This is a genomic window from Streptomyces sp. NPDC090798 (assembly GCF_044768965.1).
Taxonomy (GTDB): domain Bacteria; phylum Actinomycetota; class Actinomycetes; order Streptomycetales; family Streptomycetaceae; genus Streptomyces.
In genome coordinates, this window is the sequence record NZ_JBIVXA010000022.1 from 108,719 (window position 1) to 123,403 (window position 14,685).

Genomic DNA, 14,685 nt, shown 5'->3' on the forward strand with positions numbered 1-14,685 from the left:
ATGGATGTGCAACCGCTGCGCGGCGGTGCGAATGTCATCGAGCACACGGATATCGACAGCACTCTCGATGTGAACGTCAAGGGCCCGCTCTACGGCTGCCGTGCGGTCGTCCCGCACACGCTCACCGCGGGCGGCGGCTCGATTGTGAACATCTCCAGCGTCAATGGGCTGGTCAGCGAGCCCTTCCTCACTGTTTACTACGCCTCCAAGGGTGCCGGCGTGATGCTCACGAAGGGCGTGGCACCGGACTACGTCAAGCAGGCACCCGCTGCAACGTGATCTGCCCGGGATGGGTCGACACACCGATCAACCACGCGCACGCCAAGCTCCTCGGCGGCCCTGAGCACCTCTACGACACCATCGATTCCTTCCAGCCCATCGGGCGTCCGGGGCAGCCCCGCGAGATTGCGAACGTGGCCCTCTTCCTCGCCTCCGACGAGGCGAACTTCATGACCGGAAGCATCGTCGCGGTCGACGGCGGCGTGACGTCGCGGTAGCCGTCACCCACCCGCCACCCCGCCGCTCGCGCCCTTCGCGCGAGGTGCGCCGTCCGCGCCGTACACCCTCCCAACCGCCCCAGCACACAAAGGGGATCACCCGTGGCTTCGGACAACACGCTGGACAAGACCGGCTCACCCGGACCGAACGACAGCGCGGCACCCACGATGACCGACGACGAGGTCCGGCTGCACGAACTCGGCTACGCGCAGGAACTCGAGCGCAGCATGTCGCCGTTCTCGAACTTCGCCGTCTCGTTCACGATCATCTGCATCCTCTCCGGCTGCATGACGCTCTACGGCTTCGGTATGAACACCGGCGGCCCCGCCGTCATGGTGTGGGGCTGGCCGATCGTCGGTGTCCTCACCCTCACCGTCGGCCTGGGCATGGCCGAGGTGTGCTCCAGCTACCCGACCGCGGGCGGCCTCTACTACTGGGCGGCCAAGCTCGCCAAGAGCAGAGGCCCGGCCTGGGCCTGGTTCACCGGCTGGTTCAACTTCCTCGGCCAGGTCGCCGTCACCGCGGGCATCGACTTCGGTCTGGCCCAGTTCCTCAACGCCTTCCTCGACCTCCAGTTCGGCTTCACCGCCACCCCCGGCCACACCGTGCTCCTCTTCGGCATCACCCTGCTCGTCCACGCGCTCCTCAACGTGCGAGGCGTCAAGCTCGTCGCCCTGCTCAACAACATCAGCGTGTGGTGGCAGGTCATCGGGGTGGCGGTCGTCGTCCTCGCGCTGGTCGTCTTCCCCTCCCACCACCAGTCGGCGGGCTTCGTCTTCGGCCACTTCGTCAACAACACCGGCTGGGGATCCGGCCTGTACGTCTCCCTGCTGGGCCTGCTGCTCGCCCAGTACACCCTGACCGGCTTCGACGCCTCCGCCCACATGACCGAGGAGACCCATGACGCGGCCCGCTCCGGTCCGCGCGGCATCGTCAACTCCATCCTCGTCTCGCTGGTGGCGGGCTGGATCCTGCTGATCGGTGTCACCTTCGCGATCCAGAGCTACGACGGCGCGCTCGGCAGCTCCACCGGCGTGCCCCCGGTGCAGATCTTCCTCGACGCCCTGGGCGACACCGGCGGCAAGCTGCTGCTCCTCATCGTCATCGGTGCCCAGTTCTTCTGCGGGATGTCCTCGGTGACGGCCAACTCCCGGATGATCTACGCCTTCTCGCGGGACGGCGCGCTGCCGGGCTCGGCGTTCTGGCACCGGATCAGTGACCGCACCCGCACGCCGTCCAACGCGGTGTGGCTCGCCTCGGGCGGCGCCTTCCTCCTCGGCCTGCCCTACCTGATCAACCCCACCGCGTACGCCGCCGTCACCTCGATCGCGGTCATCGGCCTCTTCATCGCCTACGTCATCCCGATCTATCTGCGGCTGCGCCAGGGCGACGACTTCGCGGCCGGCCCCTGGAACCTCGGCCGCTGGAGCAAGCCCGTCGCGGTCGTCGCCGTGGGCTGGGTCGCCTGCGTGACCATCCTCTTCATGCTCCCGCAGGTCAGCCCGGTCACCGCCAAGTCCTTCAACTACGCGCCGATCGCGGTCGTCGTCGTCCTCGGCTTCGCCGGCGCCTGGTGGATGCTGTCGGCCCGCAAGTGGTTCTCCGGCCCCAAGGTCCAGGGCAGCGCCGACGAACTGGCCTCCATCGAGCGCGAACTCATGGGCAACTGAGCACCGCCGCCCCGCCCGGCCGAGCGGCCCCGGACTCCAAGGTCCGGGGCCGCTCGGCATCGGTATGCGGGTTCACACCTTCGGTGCGCGGGCTCACGCTTTCGGTATGCGGGCTCAGGCCATCCAGAAGAAGACCGCGGTCATCCGCTTGTCCTCCATCGTGCTGCCCCAGTAGCCGGTGGCGCTGTGCATCAGGTTGGCGTGGTAGAGGAGCAGCCGGTTGTAGCGGTGCGGGACCTCGAGGTCCTCGACGAAGGAGTCCGGCGCCACGAACCGCGTACCCAGCGCGTCCACCAGGTTGTTGTGCGGAGCCGCCACCACGTTCCCGCCGAGCCGGCCGCCGGGCAGGTTCTGCCGGTAGAAGCTGGTTCCGCAGTTCTTGGGTACGACCGGGTTGAGATAGAGCACGGCGGCGTAGCGGCACAGCGCGCGGGAGTCGGTGTGCGGGCGCGGTTGGCCCTCGTCCTTGCCGACCACCTGGACGCAGTTGTGGTTGAGCGTGCCCCCGGAGGGTGTGCTCTGCACCCACAGCTCCTTCGCGCCGGTGGCCTTCTTCACCAGCCGTTCCACGCGGGCCAGTTCGCCCGGTTCGAGCCCCGGCATCGTCCGCAGGCCCGGCCAGCTCTCCGAGGTGTACGGGTACCCCTTGGCCCAGTCGTCCTTGGCGAGACAGCGCGCCCGGACGGCGTCCACGTCGGGCAGCACATCGTCGAAGACCCAGTAGTCCCGGTCACGGGTCGGTTTCCGATACGGGAGGACAGGGAGGGCCGGAGTCCGTGGGGGGTGTGAGGACATGCGGCCGACCATAGTGGCGGCGTTGGTCACCACTCGCCTTGGAATTGGTCAACAATCTGTCAACTTCACTTGGTCACAAGGCTGTCGGCACGCCTTCTGTGCCCCGTGCACGCTCCATGCGCATCTCACGCACACCCCGCGCGCCAGCTTGGAAATGAGATCCATTTTCAGATAGCGTGAGCCGTGTCCACCTACCTTGGAGACCGACATGGCCGTTCCCAAACGCAGAATGTCCCGCAGCAACACGCGCCACCGCCGCGCCCAGTGGAAGGCCGCCACGGCGCAACTCGCCCCGATCACCGTCGACGGCGCCTCCCACCTCGTACCGCGGCGACTGGCCAGGGCGTACGAGCGCGGCCTGCTGCGCCCGGAGGGCTGACATGCGCGCGGCCTTCGTCGGAAAGGGCGGCAGCGGCAAGACCACGCTGTCGGCCCTCTTCGCCCGCCGGCTGGCGCACTGCGGCGCGCCCGTCGTCGCCATCGACGGCGACATCAACCAGCACCTGGCACACGCCCTCGGCCTCGGCGACGACGAGACCTTCGCCGCCCCGCCCCTCAGCGCGCGACTCGGCGAGATCAAGGCCCACCTGCGCGGCAGCAACCCGCGCATCACCTCACCCGAGGCCATGATCAAGACCACCCCGCCGGGGCGCGGCTCACGCCTGCTGCGCCTCCTCGGCGACGACCCGGTGCACACCCCGCATCTCCAACGGGTCGGCGGCGTACCGCTGATGGTCACCGGTGAGTTCGACGAGAGCGATCTCGGTGTGGCCTGCTACCACTCCAAACTCGGAGCGGTGGAGCTGTACCTCAACCATCTCGTCGACGGGCCCGGCGAGTACGTCGTCGTCGACATGACCGCCGGTGCCGACGCCTTCGCCTCCGGACTGTTCACCCGCTTCGACATGACCTTCCTGGTCGCCGAGCCCACCCGCAGGGCGTCTCCGTCTACCGCCAGTACCGCGACCACGCCGAGGAGTTCGGCATTCCGATCGCCGTGATCGGGAACAAGATCACCGGCGAGGACGACCTGCTCTTCCTCAAGGAACACGTCGGCGACGACCTGCTGACGTACGTCCGGCACTCCTCCTGGGTGCGCGCCCAGGAGCAGGGCCGACCCCACGGTGACCTCGAACCGCACAACATCCACGCGCTGAGCCACATGCGGACGGCCCTGGACGCCCGTACCAAGGACTGGACGGCCTTCCAGGAACACGCCGTCGCCCTCCACCTCCGCAACGCCGCGGCCTGGGCCGACCGGGCCACCGGGACCGACCTTTCCGCACAGATCGACCCCGGCTTCCGGCACGGCCCCACCGCCCTCGCCCCGTCCGCCGACTGATCCCCCCCCACGCACGACCCGACACGATCTGCACCACGAACCACCTACCGACAGGACTGCCACTCTCATGTCACTCGACGTCTCCCCGAAGCTGCTCGCCGAAGCCGAACGCGGTCCGGTCCGCGAAGCGGACTTCGTGGACACCGTCCGTGCGTCGCTGCCTTACGCGTACGACCTCGTCGCCGACCTGGCACGTCAACTCCGGGGCGGGACAGCGGAGTTCGCCGACAACCACACTCCGCCGCCCTCCGAGAAGGAACGCGGCCAGCTGCTGCGGGCGCTCGCCAGCGACGCGATCCGCGGCAGCCTGGAACGGCACTTCGACGTCACCCTCGCCTTCATGAACTGCCACCGCGTCGCCGTCTTCCGCCCCGAGGACCGGGGCGGCGCCACCTACGCCAGGTTCACCTCGCAGCGTTCACAGATCCTCAACCAGTCACCCGAGTTCCGCGACTGCTGAACCCCGCGGCCGCGGGTCCGTCCGTCACGTCACGGGCTGGGTGGTCAGCGACTGCTCGGCCCAGATGACCTTCCCCTCGGGGGTGTAGCGGGTGCCCCAGCGCCGGGTGAACTGGGAGATCAGGAACAGCCCGCGGCCGCCCTCGTCGGTGGTCTTCGGGTGCCGCAGATGCGGGGCGGTCGCGCCGCCGTCGGAGACCTCGCAGATCAGCGCCCGCTCGGTGATCAGACGCAGCCGGATCGGCCCCGAGGCGTACCGGATCGCGTTGGTGACGAGCTCGCTCACGACCAGCTCGGTGGTGAAGGCCAGCTCGTCCAGGCCCCACGCGCTCAGTTGCTGCGTCGCCACCTTCCTGGCCTCGGCGACCATGGCCGGGTCCGTGGACAGCTCCCAGGTCGCGACCTGGTCGGCGCCGAGCCGACGGGTGCGCGCCATCAGCAGCGCGACGTCGTCGTACGGCCGCGACGGCACGAGATCGTCCACGATCGTGCGGCACACGCCGTCCAACGGCTGACGGTGCGAGGCCAACGCGCCCCGCAGCCGCTCCCGGCCCGCATCCGGATCCCGTCCCGTGCGGGGTGTGGCGATCAGCCCGTCGGTGTGCAGGGCGAGCACACTGCCTTCCTCCAGGGTGAACTCCACCGATTCGAAGGGCAGTCCGGCGACACCCAGCGCGGGACCGCGGGGAAGGTCCGCGAACGTGACGGTGCCGTCGGGAGCGATGACCGCGGGTGCGGGATGCCCCGCGCCCGCCATCGCGCACCGCCCGCTCACCGGGTCGTACACCACGTACAGACAGCTGGCTCCGACGGCCTGCATCCCGCTGGTGAGGGTGTCCGCGCCGCTGCCCTCCTCGCGGGCGGCCCGGCTGACCAGGTCGTCCAGGTGCGCGAGCACCTCCTCGGGCGACAGGTCCAGATCGGCGAGGGTCTGTACGGCGGCCCGGAGCCGTCCCATGGCGGCGGCGCCGTCGATGCCGTGACCGGTCACCTCGCCCACGACCAGTGCCACCCGGGCCCCGGACAGCGGAATGACGTCGAACCAGTCCCCGGCGAGGCCCGTCAGCTCGTCCGCGGGCCGGTAGCAGGCCGAGACCTCCACCGCGTTCTGCTCGGGGAAGCGGTGCGGGAGCAGATTGCGCTGGAGGACGAGCGCCGCGTCGCGCTCACGGGTGTAACGACGGGCGTTGTCGAGGCACAGGGCCGCCCGGCCGACGAACTCCTCCGCCAGGCCCAGATCGTCCTCGTCGAAGGGGTCCCCGCGCTCGCGCCGGAAGAACGTGGTGATCCCCAGTGTGACACCACGGGCCCGGACGGGCACGATCATCGCGCTGTGCAGCCCGAGGTCGAGGAAGGAGGCGGCCGGGCCCTCGCGGGCGCTCGTGCTCCACTTCCTGGCCAGCGGATCCAGCCGCGCCTCACACCAGGACCGGCCCTCGGCCAGAGCGCGCACCGGGGGAGAGGTCGCCTGGTAGGTCGCGGCCTCACCCACCTCGACGGCGGTTTCGGGGACCCCGGCCCGGACCGACTGCTGTCCGGCACGCCGCAGGGACACCACGTCCGTGTCGCTCAGCCGGCCGGGCACCGGCTCGGCTCCCCTGAGCACGGACTCCAGCAGGTCCACGGTGACGAAGTCGGCCAGCCCCGGTACGGCGACATCGGCCAGCTCCTGCGCGGTGTGCAGGACGTCCAGACTGCGCCCGATGTGCTCGCCGGCCCGGTCGAGCAGCGCCAGCCGTCGTCGCGCACGGTAGTGATCGGTGACGTCGACGACGGTGTAGTACACCCCGATCGGATGGCCGTGGTCGTCCTCCAGCCGGATGAACGACAAGGAGTGCGCGGTCTCGCGATGCGGCGCGGACCGAATGCGGCCCACGTGCTCGTACCCGACGACCGGCCGGCCGCTCTCCAGCACCCGGCGCATCTGCGTCTCGAGCGCCTCGGCGTCCAGGCCCGGCTGGATGTCGGCGAGCCTGCGCCCCAGCCGCCGGTGCGGCGGGCCCCCGCCGAACTGCTCCAGCGCGGCGTTCGACCACACATAGCGCAGGTCCGTGTCCACGATGGCGATGCCCACCGGCGAGCGGGCGTTCATGCGCTCCAGCACCGACCGGCTCATGTCCCAGCCGGGGCCGCCGGCCAGATCGGCGAGCAGCACCACCCAGCGGGTCGGCCCGCCGCTCTCCCGGATCGGGACGACCCGGACCATCACCCGGACCGCGTGCCCGTCCCGGTGCAGCGCGGACAGCAGTCCCGCCCAGCCGCTGCCGTCGTGGCACCGCGCCGCAAGGTCGGGGATCCGCGCCGCGTCCTCCGGAAGCAGCAGGTCGGCGGCGCGGCGGCCCAGGACCTCGGAGGGCGCGTACCCCAGCAGCCGCTCGGCGTCCGCGGTCCAGCTGGTCACCGTCATCCGGGCGTCGAGCAGCAGCGGCGCGGCGTCCGCCATGTTGAAACGTCGGCGGGCGGCCGGCACGTCTCGTTCCTCGCTCGCAGCCACGGCGACCCTCTCGGCTCCCCGAGGTGGTCCTACCCGCTATGTGCCCATTCTTCACGTTGTAGGACCAGGTGGGCTCGGGGGCCTCGGGCGCCGTTGAACCCCGGGGCCGGTGGCCGCGTATCACTCCACGGGGATGGCGTGAAACCGCGCGCACGGAAGGAGAGCAGTGTGCCGACACCGCCCGAACCAGGGCAGCCCGGGGGGCGACGGGCGATCGAACCCACCTATGTTCAGCGGCGCCGCCGGACGGAGGCACTCGCGCAACTTCTGAAGGAGGTGCGCGACGAGCAGAACGGGCCCGATCCGGACGAGAACTACGAGGTCATCGCCGTACCGGCCGCGACGGTCGGCGTCATGCCGCCGGTGGTGGAGGACGCGACCGAGGAGCTGCCACCCGTCCTGGTGGGCGAGGACTGCACCCGGGGCGCGAGACCGGTGGGGGCGCGCGGGTCCTCCGCCGCTCCCGGCGTCCGCCACGGGCGCGGGCCCGCGGGCGAGCGGACGGCCAGGTGGGGCACCGGGCAGCGCCGCGCGGCGGTCGTCATCGGGGTCACGGGGGCGGCCCTCGTCGGCTTCGCCCTCGCGCTGCTGCTGCCCGGCGGTGATCAGGAGGCCGGAGCACAGGCCGGGCGGGCCCCGACCGGCGCACCCACGACGGCCGCCGTCCAGGCCCCGTCCGCGAGCGCCGACCCGGACGGCGCGGGCACCCTCCGCGAGGGGGACAGCGGGCCCGCGGTCAAGGACCTGCAGCAACGGCTGCTCCGGATCCCGAACGTGTACGACCACGGCTCCACGAACGGCAGCTACGACGCCACGCTCACGGCCGCGGTCGCGCGCTTCCAGCTCTGGTACGGGATCCGGGGCGACGAGACGGGTGTCTACGGCAATGACACCCGCGCGGACCTCGAATCCCGTACGACGTCGTGACCCCGTACGGCGGCCGGGCGCGCCGTCAGGCGGTTGCCGACGTCCGGGTGAACTCCCTTATGGCCCGGGCGAGTTCTGTCGGCCGGTCCAGGGGGACGAGGGTGTAGCTGTCGTCGATCTCGACCAGCCGTCCCCGCGGGAGCAGCGCGGCGAGGCGCCGGCCGTGCTCGGGCGGCATCACGCGGTCGCCGCGCGCCCAGACGACGAGGGCGGGGCGGTCGAAGCCCGGCAGCCGTTCGGCAGCGGCGAGCAGCAGACCGGTGTCCGCCGCCGCCGCGCGCAGTGTGCGCACGGCGTCGCGGCGGATCTCCTGCCGTTCGAGGACCGGCCTGATCCACCGCGCGGTGGCGGCGTCTCCCCGGAGGGTCAGCCACCCGAAGGCGACCGGCAGGCGGCGCAGCGGCCGCAGCCGCATCTGTTGCATGAACATCCCGAACAGCCGAGGTGGGAGCCTGCCGCTGAGGACGAGCGTCCGGCCCGTCAGCCCGGGCGGGAAGTTGTCGAAGGCGTCGCACGACACGAGCACCACCCCCGCCACCCGTGCCGCACCGTCGCCCATCATGAGCTGAACGAGCGCACCGCCGGTGTCATTGCCGACCAGGACGACGTCCCGCAGATCGAGGCGTTCGAGGAACTCCGCGACCAGCCGGGCCACCCCGGGCAGCGACAGGTCGGCGTCGGCCCGCATTCCGTGCCGATGCGCCCCGAGCGGCAGGGTCGGAGCCACGCACCGGTGATCGGCGGCGAGCTCGGTGATCGTCTCGTCCCACAGTGAGGCGTCCATCATCAGCCCGTGCAGCAGCACCAGCACCGGACCGTCGCCACCCGTGTCCCGGTACGCGACCGTCCCCGCCGACAGTGCGATCTCCCTCGTCGTCATCGGCGCTCCACGGAGGCGACGGGGGCCACCGGGGAATCGAGCACATGTCGGCGCAGGAACGACACCTCGGCGTCGACGGCCCGTTCGCGCGCCTCCGGGAACGGTGCGTGGTGTCCGCCGGGCGGTCGCACCAGCTCCGCGCGGGGCGCCCGCCGCGTCGCGTGCACGGCCGCCGTGGGCGAAGCGGACTGGTCCTGCTCGCGTACGACGACGTGCAGCGGACACCGTACGCGGGGCGCGTCACGGACACCCCTGCCGAGCAGGCGCAGCAGGGAGAGTGGCTTCTGGTGGCGCTCCGCGAGGCGTGCGGCGGCCGGACCTCCGACGTTCGGCGTCCGGGCGATCACCGCGGCGAGGTGCGGGGTGCGTGCCGCGACCCGGAGGAGGTGATCGGCGGATGCGCAGAACCCCCAGAGCGCCAGCCCGCTCCGGTCGACTTCCGGCAGGGTCGCGGCGAACGCGACGGCGGCTCGCCAGTGCGCCGACCGCCCGCTGACCGAGGCGGCTTGGCGCGGCCGGCCACCGCTCTCACCGAATCCGCGACAGTCGAAGGCCGGCACGCCGAACCCGGCGTCGTGGAACCGCCGCGCGAACAGGTCGGTGCCCGGTTCCTTCGTCACGGCGAACCCGCCCGCCGTGATCACACAGGATCCGTCGCTCCCCGGACAGTGCCAGGCGGCACACTCGCTGCCGCCCCTGCTGAAACGGACCTTCTCCCGCTCCCCGGACACCGGATCGGTCACGTCTTTCATCAGAGCCTCCCGTGTGCGTCTGCCGCGTCTTTGCCGAGCGTCTGCATCCAAGAGGGCTCATGAGGGCCTCGGTGTGACATCGCCGCGACACCCCGAGTGGTCTCGCTGGTTGAATGACGCTCCATGGACAGAGGTCGGTCGGCGTCCGAACCGCTCGGCCCCTCGTCACTGGCCTGGCGGTACTTCAGCGACGGGCGGGGCATGCTGGTGGGCCTGTGGGCCGGGTCGACGCAGAACATGCACCCCGGTCTCGGCGCCTGGGTGGAGGAGCACTCGACGTTCTTCGACGAGCGCTGGGAGTGGCTGTTCCGCTCGCTCTATCCGATAGCCGGAGTGGTGTACGACGGCTCCGACGCGTCCCGTACGGCACGCGCGGTGCGCGACTACCACCTCGGCATCAAGGGCACGGACCGCCACGGACGCCCCTACCACGCGCTCGACCCGGACACCTTCTTCTGGGCCCACGCGACCTTCGTCATGGTTCCGGTGCTCGTCTGCCGGCACTTCGGCCGTGCGCTGACGGAGGAGCAGAAGGAGCGGCTCTCTGCGGAGAGCCTGCAGTGGTACCGGCTGTACGGGGTGAGTGACCGCCCGGCCCCGGCGGACTGGCGCGGCTTCTGCGCCTACTTCGACCGGATGTGTGCCGAGGTGCTGGAGAGCACCTCGGCACTGCCGCCACCGCGCGTCTCACCGAGCTGGCCGGCGGCTTCACCGGAACCCTCAGGGCGGCGGGCGCCTTCCCCGCGGTGCACTTCGGCAAGGGTTGAGAGTCGAGGGCTGAAGGTTGAGGGCTGAGGACCGCGGGGCCTCGCCGCTCGCCGCCCGGCGAGGCATGCGCCGGGCGGCGGCCTCACACGGCCGCGCCCGCTCAGTGCCGCCACCGTGGCGCGAGCCCGGCGGGCGACCGGGGGAGAAGGAGCGAGTTCACGGTGGCCGCCCCCGCGAGGGCGGCCATGTCGCCGGTGCCGCTGGGGACTTCACGGCGCCGAGGCCGTCCTCCGGCTCCGAGCCGTGATCGCCCGATCGCCAGGGAATCGGCCTGACCGCTTGATCGCGGTCTTCCCTCGAAAGGAACCGCACCCATCGGTGAATGCGAGGACAAGGGACGCCGGGCCTGTCCTCGCGGACCGTTCGGGACGCCCCTGGCCCGCCAGAACAGGTGCTGACGGCAAGTGGCCCAGAACCTCTCGGGGAGCCGGTTCGTTGAGCCTCTTGGCCTGCTCTCCCAATGATCAGAAGGACTCGTCGTGAGCGGTGGTATCCCAGTGGACGACAGCTGCATCAGCGCCTTCCAGGAGCTGAAAAGCAGGCGGGACATCAATACAGTGATCTACCGGCTCAGCGCCAACCTGGAGACCGTCATCCCCGACCTCAAGGGGAACCTGACACACGACGAACTACTGAAGACCCTGCCGGCCGACGAGTCCCGGTACGTCGTCCACGACCTGCTCTTCGCAACAGCGGACGGGACCCGGCAGGAGAAGATCGTGCTGATCTCCTGGTGCCCGCCGGGGACGAAGGCCGAGGAGAGGATCGCGCACTCCGCCGGCCGCAGCACACTCCGGAACCTGCTCGACGGTGTCCAGGTCCACGTACAGGCCACAGACCTGTCCGACATGGAGTACAAGAAGCTCGTATCCTCGGCCTGTTGACCCACCCCTCCGCCTTGGCGATGGCGGGTGGCGCGCCGGGTGGAGTCCAGGTCCTCCCGCCGTTGGTGCGCGGGTTGCTACGGCCCCCTTGGGGCCGAAGTCCCGCGGTCCGGAGGGCTACGTGCGGGGGAGTGAGGTGTTGGTGATCGGGAGCGGCTGGTCCACGCCCGCCACGTAGAGGTCCGTCGGAGCCGTGCGCAGCTCGAACGTGTCGTCGTCGCGCGAGACGCGCACGGACAGTACGAAGAAGCCGTGGTTCTCGGCGGTCGTCTTCACGTGGTACTCGTTCTCCCAGTAGGTCTGCAGGAAGACCTCGGTGCCCCCGGGCTCGACCCCCTTGGGGAGGGTGACCTTGCCCAGGATGGTGAGGATGTCGCCTGCCTTCACCTTCTTCTTGTTGACCTGGTAACTGACGGAGCTGGACTTGGCGTTGGCGGCCACGGTGGTGTCCGCGTAGTAACCGTCCTGCGGGGTGTTGAGGTCGCCGTCCTTGTCGTAGAGGGCCGTGATCTGCACCCCGTGCTGGACGTTGAGCAGGCTGCTGCCGGTCACGTGGTCGATGTCGACGCCGGGGATGGTGAACTTCCCGTTGGCGTCGGTGACCGGCTTGCCCAGGTCGCGAGGCTCGTAATAGGTGGGGTCGATCGGGTCGCCCCACGGATTCCAGGTGGTGAAGCGGACGACCTCCTGGACAGTGACGGGGATGTTGGGCGCCGGGGTGCCGTCGGCCTTGGTGACGGTGCCGGTGACGTCGACGGTGCGGTTGTCGTAGTCGGTGCTGGTCGGGTTGGTGCTCACGGTGAGCACATAGGCGTCGCCGGGGGAGGCGTCCGAAGGCTTCGCCGAGGCGGCGGGCGCGGACAGGGCGCCTGCGGCGAGCAGGAACGCGGCGGTGGCGGCAAGCCGCGTCGGCCGGGACTTTCTGGGCACGGGTCAACTCCAACTTCGGTCGGGACTGGCGGAGTTGCGCCGGGCGGCACCGGTTCCGCCGCGGCGCAGGTGTGCGACGCACCAGGTTCGACCGGCGGGGTGGGGCGGGAGTTGTCCCCAGTGCGACCGCTGTTACGCGGCTGTGGCAGGAGGTGGGTTTGTCCGGGTTGCGGGTTCACCTGGACGTCGGCCGCAGGCCGCCCCGCATTGTCCTCGGCGCGGCGTGCGCTGGGAGGGGCGGAGCGCGTGACGTGAGCGGCGCGCCGTCCCGCGACCGGCCGCTTCACCGTCAGGACGCCGGACCACTGCCGCCGGCGATGGCGATGTACTGGCCGGTGACGTACGCGGCACTGTCGGCCACCTGGTCGGGAGACGTGCCCCAAGCTTTCCGCATCGGTGCCTCGATGGCCGCCGGCGCCCCGAGGACGAGCGCCGGACGCGTCCAGGAAACGGCTCGTCCCTCAAGCGACCGTGAGCACGATCTTGCCTTGGATATGCCCTCGGGCGGCGCGTTCGTGCGCCGCTCGGGCATCCGCGAGCGGAAACGTGCTGTCTATCGCGACGCGAACCGTGCCCGCGTCGAGCAGGCGTCCCAGTTCGGCGAGCTGCGCGCCGTTCGAGCGGACCTGGGTACCCGAGACCGTGACGCCCAGCTTCGCGGTCTCCTCTTCGTCGAATTCGCCGAAGAACACGGGGAACTGGGAGCCGCCGCGCTTGAGCGTGCGCAGGAAGCGGCTGCTGGCAGGGCCACCGACGGTGTCGAGAACGAGGTCGATGTCGTGCACGAGTTCCTCGGGACGACTCTTGGTGTAGTCGATGAACTGGTCGGCGCCGAGTTCGCGCAGGAACGATTCATGCGCGCCCGATGCCACCGCGATCACCCGTGCGCCCCTCCATTTCGCCAGTTGTAGTGCGAAGTGGCCCACGCCGCCCGCCGCTCCGTTGATGAGCACCGTCGTGCCGGCGTCGAGCGGCACCGGGCGGTGTTTCGCCAGCCGGAAGGGCGACGGGTGATCGTGTCCGACCTCGATCAGGTACTGCCACGCGGTGAGCCCGGCCATGGGCACCCCGGCGGCGTGCACGTGGTCGATGCCGGCCGGCTTGCGTGCGAGGTCGGACGCGGGCGCGGCCACGTACTCGGCGTACGTGCTGGCGTCGAAGCTGGGGAAGCGGAGGAGACCGAAGACCTCATCGCCAACGGAGAGGCCGTCCACGTCCGCGGCGACGGCCTCGACGACGCCCGACAGGTCCGTCCCCGGAATCACGGGCAAGCTGAACTTCGGCCTCGTCTCCGGAGGCAGGTTGGACATCCCGTCGCGCAGATACCAGTCGGGAGGGTTGATGCCGACCGCCTGGACGCGCACGAGCACCTCACCCGGCCTCGGCTCCGGAATCGGCACCTCGTCGTCACGCAGAACCTCAGGGCCGCCGTGCTCATGCACCCGGATCGCCCTCATCGTGCGTATCGGCATCGTTTTCTCCTGCCCGCGCTGCGGGATAGGCTTATTCGGATCAGCGCTCCACATAAACGGACCACTGATCCGAATATATGGATCACTGATCCGGATAGTCAAGAGGCAAGAGGGACAGATGCGGGCCGACGCCAGGAAGAACCGCGACCACCTGCTCGCAGTGGCGGCCACCGCCATCACCGAGCAGGGCGTCGACGTATCACTGCGCGACATCGCACGCAGGGCCGACGTCGGGCTCGCGACGCTGCTGCGTCACTTCCCGACGCGCGAGGCGCTGCTCGATGCCCTGCTCCGCACGAGCTTCGCCGAGCAGACGGCAAGGGCCGGCGAGCTCGAGACGTCGAGCTCGCCCGAAGATGCTCTCGTTTCGTGGCTACGCGACTGCGTCGCGTGGACAACCGACTATCGGGGCGTGACAGTGCTGATGGCAGCCGCCATCGAGGACGCCGAATCCGCACTCCACGCTTCGTGCGTCACCCTGCGCGCAGCCGGTGCGCGGATCCTCGCCCGTGCCCAGGCCGCGGGTGTAGCGCGGACCGACATTGATGGCACCGATCTGTTCGCACTGGTAGCGGCGCTCGCGTGGCTCGGCGATCAACCCTCGCTCAGCCCGCGCGCCGATCACCTCTTCGATGTCGTAGTGAGCGCGATTCTGACGAACGCGGGGAGCAGCGATGCCGAGGGGGAACGCCGCCCTGGGGCCCGTAGCTGAAATCGTCGCGCACGCGGACCAGCGAACGCTGCCGCGCGCTCGGCAAGGAGCGTTTCGACGCCGAGTTCGCGAAGGCGGTCAAGGGCACCGGCATCGAGCCGC

15 protein-coding genes and 1 pseudogene are annotated in these 14,685 nt (G+C 70.5%); 10 read left to right on the forward strand and 6 right to left on the reverse strand.

The annotated features are described in order from the left end of the window. The 3 genes from ACIQTP_RS36170 to ACIQTP_RS36180 all read left to right on the forward strand — a co-directional run bounded on the left by ACIQTP_RS36170 (window position 1) and on the right by ACIQTP_RS36180 (window position 2,168). Window positions 1-279, forward strand: coding sequence for an SDR family NAD(P)-dependent oxidoreductase (locus tag ACIQTP_RS36170; RefSeq protein WP_403407953.1), 279 nt, complete (start codon window positions 1-3; stop codon window positions 277-279). Next, window positions 276-497, forward strand: coding sequence for an SDR family oxidoreductase (locus ACIQTP_RS36175; protein WP_403407955.1), 222 nt, complete (start codon window positions 276-278; stop codon window positions 495-497). Before ACIQTP_RS36170 ends, ACIQTP_RS36175 begins: the two co-directional genes overlap by 4 nt. Window positions 498-665: 168 nt before the next feature. Further along, on the forward strand, window positions 666-2,168 hold the full coding sequence (locus ACIQTP_RS36180; protein ID WP_402034182.1) for an amino acid permease: 1,503 nt from the start codon (window positions 666-668) through the stop codon (window positions 2,166-2,168). 114 nt (window positions 2,169-2,282) lie between these two features. Here ACIQTP_RS36180 and ACIQTP_RS36185 read toward each other — a convergent pair whose 3' ends face one another. Continuing rightward, a complete protein-coding gene (locus ACIQTP_RS36185; protein WP_403407957.1) occupies window positions 2,283-2,963 on the reverse strand; it encodes a DUF6445 family protein in 681 nt (226 codons plus the stop codon). A gap of 208 nt (window positions 2,964-3,171) precedes the next feature. Here ACIQTP_RS36185 and rpmF point away from each other — a divergent pair, with 208 nt between their 5' ends. The 3 genes and pseudogenes from rpmF to ACIQTP_RS36200 all read left to right on the forward strand — a co-directional run bounded on the left by rpmF (window position 3,172) and on the right by ACIQTP_RS36200 (window position 4,765). Further along, on the forward strand, window positions 3,172-3,342 hold the full coding sequence (rpmF, locus tag ACIQTP_RS36190) for a 50S ribosomal protein L32 (protein ID WP_403407959.1): 171 nt from the start codon (window positions 3,172-3,174) through the stop codon (window positions 3,340-3,342). A gap of 1 nt (window position 3,343) precedes the next feature. Then, window positions 3,344-4,305 (forward strand): annotated as a pseudogene (locus tag ACIQTP_RS36195) (ATP-binding protein). Window positions 4,306-4,372: 67 nt separating this feature from the next. Next, window positions 4,373-4,765, forward strand: coding sequence for an SCO5389 family protein (locus ACIQTP_RS36200; protein WP_403407961.1), 393 nt, complete (start codon window positions 4,373-4,375; stop codon window positions 4,763-4,765). 24 nt (window positions 4,766-4,789) lie between these two features. Here the strand turns inward: ACIQTP_RS36200 and ACIQTP_RS36205 are convergent, their stop codons facing one another. Continuing rightward, window positions 4,790-7,207 (reverse strand): SpoIIE family protein phosphatase, encoded by a 2,418-nt coding sequence (locus ACIQTP_RS36205; protein ID WP_403408060.1) that lies wholly within the window; start codon window positions 7,205-7,207, stop codon window positions 4,790-4,792. Between the two features lie 219 nt (window positions 7,208-7,426). Here ACIQTP_RS36205 and ACIQTP_RS36210 point away from each other — a divergent pair, with 219 nt between their 5' ends. Continuing rightward, window positions 7,427-8,185 carry a peptidoglycan-binding protein gene (locus ACIQTP_RS36210; RefSeq protein ID WP_403407963.1) on the forward strand — a complete coding sequence of 253 codons (759 nt, stop codon included), beginning with the start codon at window positions 7,427-7,429 and terminating at the stop codon, window positions 8,183-8,185. A gap of 25 nt (window positions 8,186-8,210) precedes the next feature. Here the strand turns inward: ACIQTP_RS36210 and ACIQTP_RS36215 are convergent, their stop codons facing one another. Both ACIQTP_RS36215 and ACIQTP_RS36220 read right to left on the reverse strand, forming a co-directional pair. After that, the gene (locus ACIQTP_RS36215) at window positions 8,211-9,065 is read right to left on the reverse strand and encodes an alpha/beta fold hydrolase (protein WP_403407965.1); all 855 of its coding nucleotides are present in this window, start codon (window positions 9,063-9,065) and stop codon (window positions 8,211-8,213) included. Next, window positions 9,062-9,817, reverse strand: a complete 756-nt coding sequence (locus tag ACIQTP_RS36220; protein ID WP_403407967.1) for an alpha/beta hydrolase — start codon at window positions 9,815-9,817, stop codon at window positions 9,062-9,064. Before ACIQTP_RS36220 ends, ACIQTP_RS36215 begins: the two co-directional genes overlap by 4 nt. Before the next feature lie 123 nt (window positions 9,818-9,940). Here ACIQTP_RS36220 and ACIQTP_RS36225 point away from each other — a divergent pair, with 123 nt between their 5' ends. Further along, window positions 9,941-10,612, forward strand: coding sequence for an oxygenase MpaB family protein (locus ACIQTP_RS36225; protein ID WP_403407969.1), 672 nt, complete (start codon window positions 9,941-9,943; stop codon window positions 10,610-10,612). Between the two features lie 452 nt (window positions 10,613-11,064). Next, on the forward strand, window positions 11,065-11,469 hold the full coding sequence (locus tag ACIQTP_RS36230) for an actin-binding ADF family protein (protein WP_403407971.1): 405 nt from the start codon (window positions 11,065-11,067) through the stop codon (window positions 11,467-11,469). Between the two features lie 117 nt (window positions 11,470-11,586). Here ACIQTP_RS36230 and ACIQTP_RS36235 read toward each other — a convergent pair whose 3' ends face one another. Together ACIQTP_RS36235 and ACIQTP_RS36240 are read right to left on the reverse strand one after the other, a co-directional pair. Beyond that, entirely contained in the window at window positions 11,587-12,399 is an 813-nt protein-coding gene (locus tag ACIQTP_RS36235) for an acyl carrier protein (RefSeq protein ID WP_403407973.1), read from the reverse strand. 461 nt (window positions 12,400-12,860) lie between these two features. Beyond that, complete coding sequence (locus tag ACIQTP_RS36240) at window positions 12,861-13,871, reverse strand: NADP-dependent oxidoreductase (RefSeq protein WP_403408062.1); 1,011 nt, start codon at window positions 13,869-13,871, stop codon at window positions 12,861-12,863. A 118-nt stretch (window positions 13,872-13,989) separates the two neighbouring features. Between ACIQTP_RS36240 and ACIQTP_RS36245 the strand changes: the two genes are divergently transcribed. After that, on the forward strand, window positions 13,990-14,583 hold the full coding sequence (locus ACIQTP_RS36245; RefSeq protein WP_403407975.1) for a TetR/AcrR family transcriptional regulator: 594 nt from the start codon (window positions 13,990-13,992) through the stop codon (window positions 14,581-14,583). Window positions 14,584-14,685: the final 102 nt, after the last annotated feature.

What these genes read in the sequence shown, in the direction of transcription:
- ACIQTP_RS36170 (WP_403407953.1), top strand. Translation starts at nt 1, where the DNA reads ATGGATGTGCAACCGCTGCGCGGCGGTGCGAATGTCATCGAGCACACG.
- ACIQTP_RS36180 (WP_402034182.1), top strand. Translation starts at nt 666, where the DNA reads ATGACCGACGACGAGGTCCGGCTGCACGAACTCGGCTACGCGCAGGAA.
- ACIQTP_RS36185 (WP_403407957.1), bottom strand. Translation starts at nt 2,963, where the DNA reads ATGTCCTCACACCCCCCACGGACTCCGGCCCTCCCTGTCCTCCCGTAT.
- rpmF (WP_403407959.1), top strand. Translation starts at nt 3,172, where the DNA reads ATGGCCGTTCCCAAACGCAGAATGTCCCGCAGCAACACGCGCCACCGC.
- ACIQTP_RS36200 (WP_403407961.1), top strand. Translation starts at nt 4,373, where the DNA reads ATGTCACTCGACGTCTCCCCGAAGCTGCTCGCCGAAGCCGAACGCGGT.
- ACIQTP_RS36205 (WP_403408060.1), bottom strand. Translation starts at nt 7,207, where the DNA reads ATGGCGGACGCCGCGCCGCTGCTGCTCGACGCCCGGATGACGGTGACC.
- ACIQTP_RS36215 (WP_403407965.1), bottom strand. Translation starts at nt 9,065, where the DNA reads ATGACGACGAGGGAGATCGCACTGTCGGCGGGGACGGTCGCGTACCGG.
- ACIQTP_RS36220 (WP_403407967.1), bottom strand. Translation starts at nt 9,817, where the DNA reads ATGAAAGACGTGACCGATCCGGTGTCCGGGGAGCGGGAGAAGGTCCGT.
- ACIQTP_RS36225 (WP_403407969.1), top strand. Translation starts at nt 9,941, where the DNA reads ATGGACAGAGGTCGGTCGGCGTCCGAACCGCTCGGCCCCTCGTCACTG.
- ACIQTP_RS36240 (WP_403408062.1), bottom strand. Translation starts at nt 13,871, where the DNA reads ATGCCGATACGCACGATGAGGGCGATCCGGGTGCATGAGCACGGCGGC.
- ACIQTP_RS36245 (WP_403407975.1), top strand. Translation starts at nt 13,990, where the DNA reads ATGCGGGCCGACGCCAGGAAGAACCGCGACCACCTGCTCGCAGTGGCG.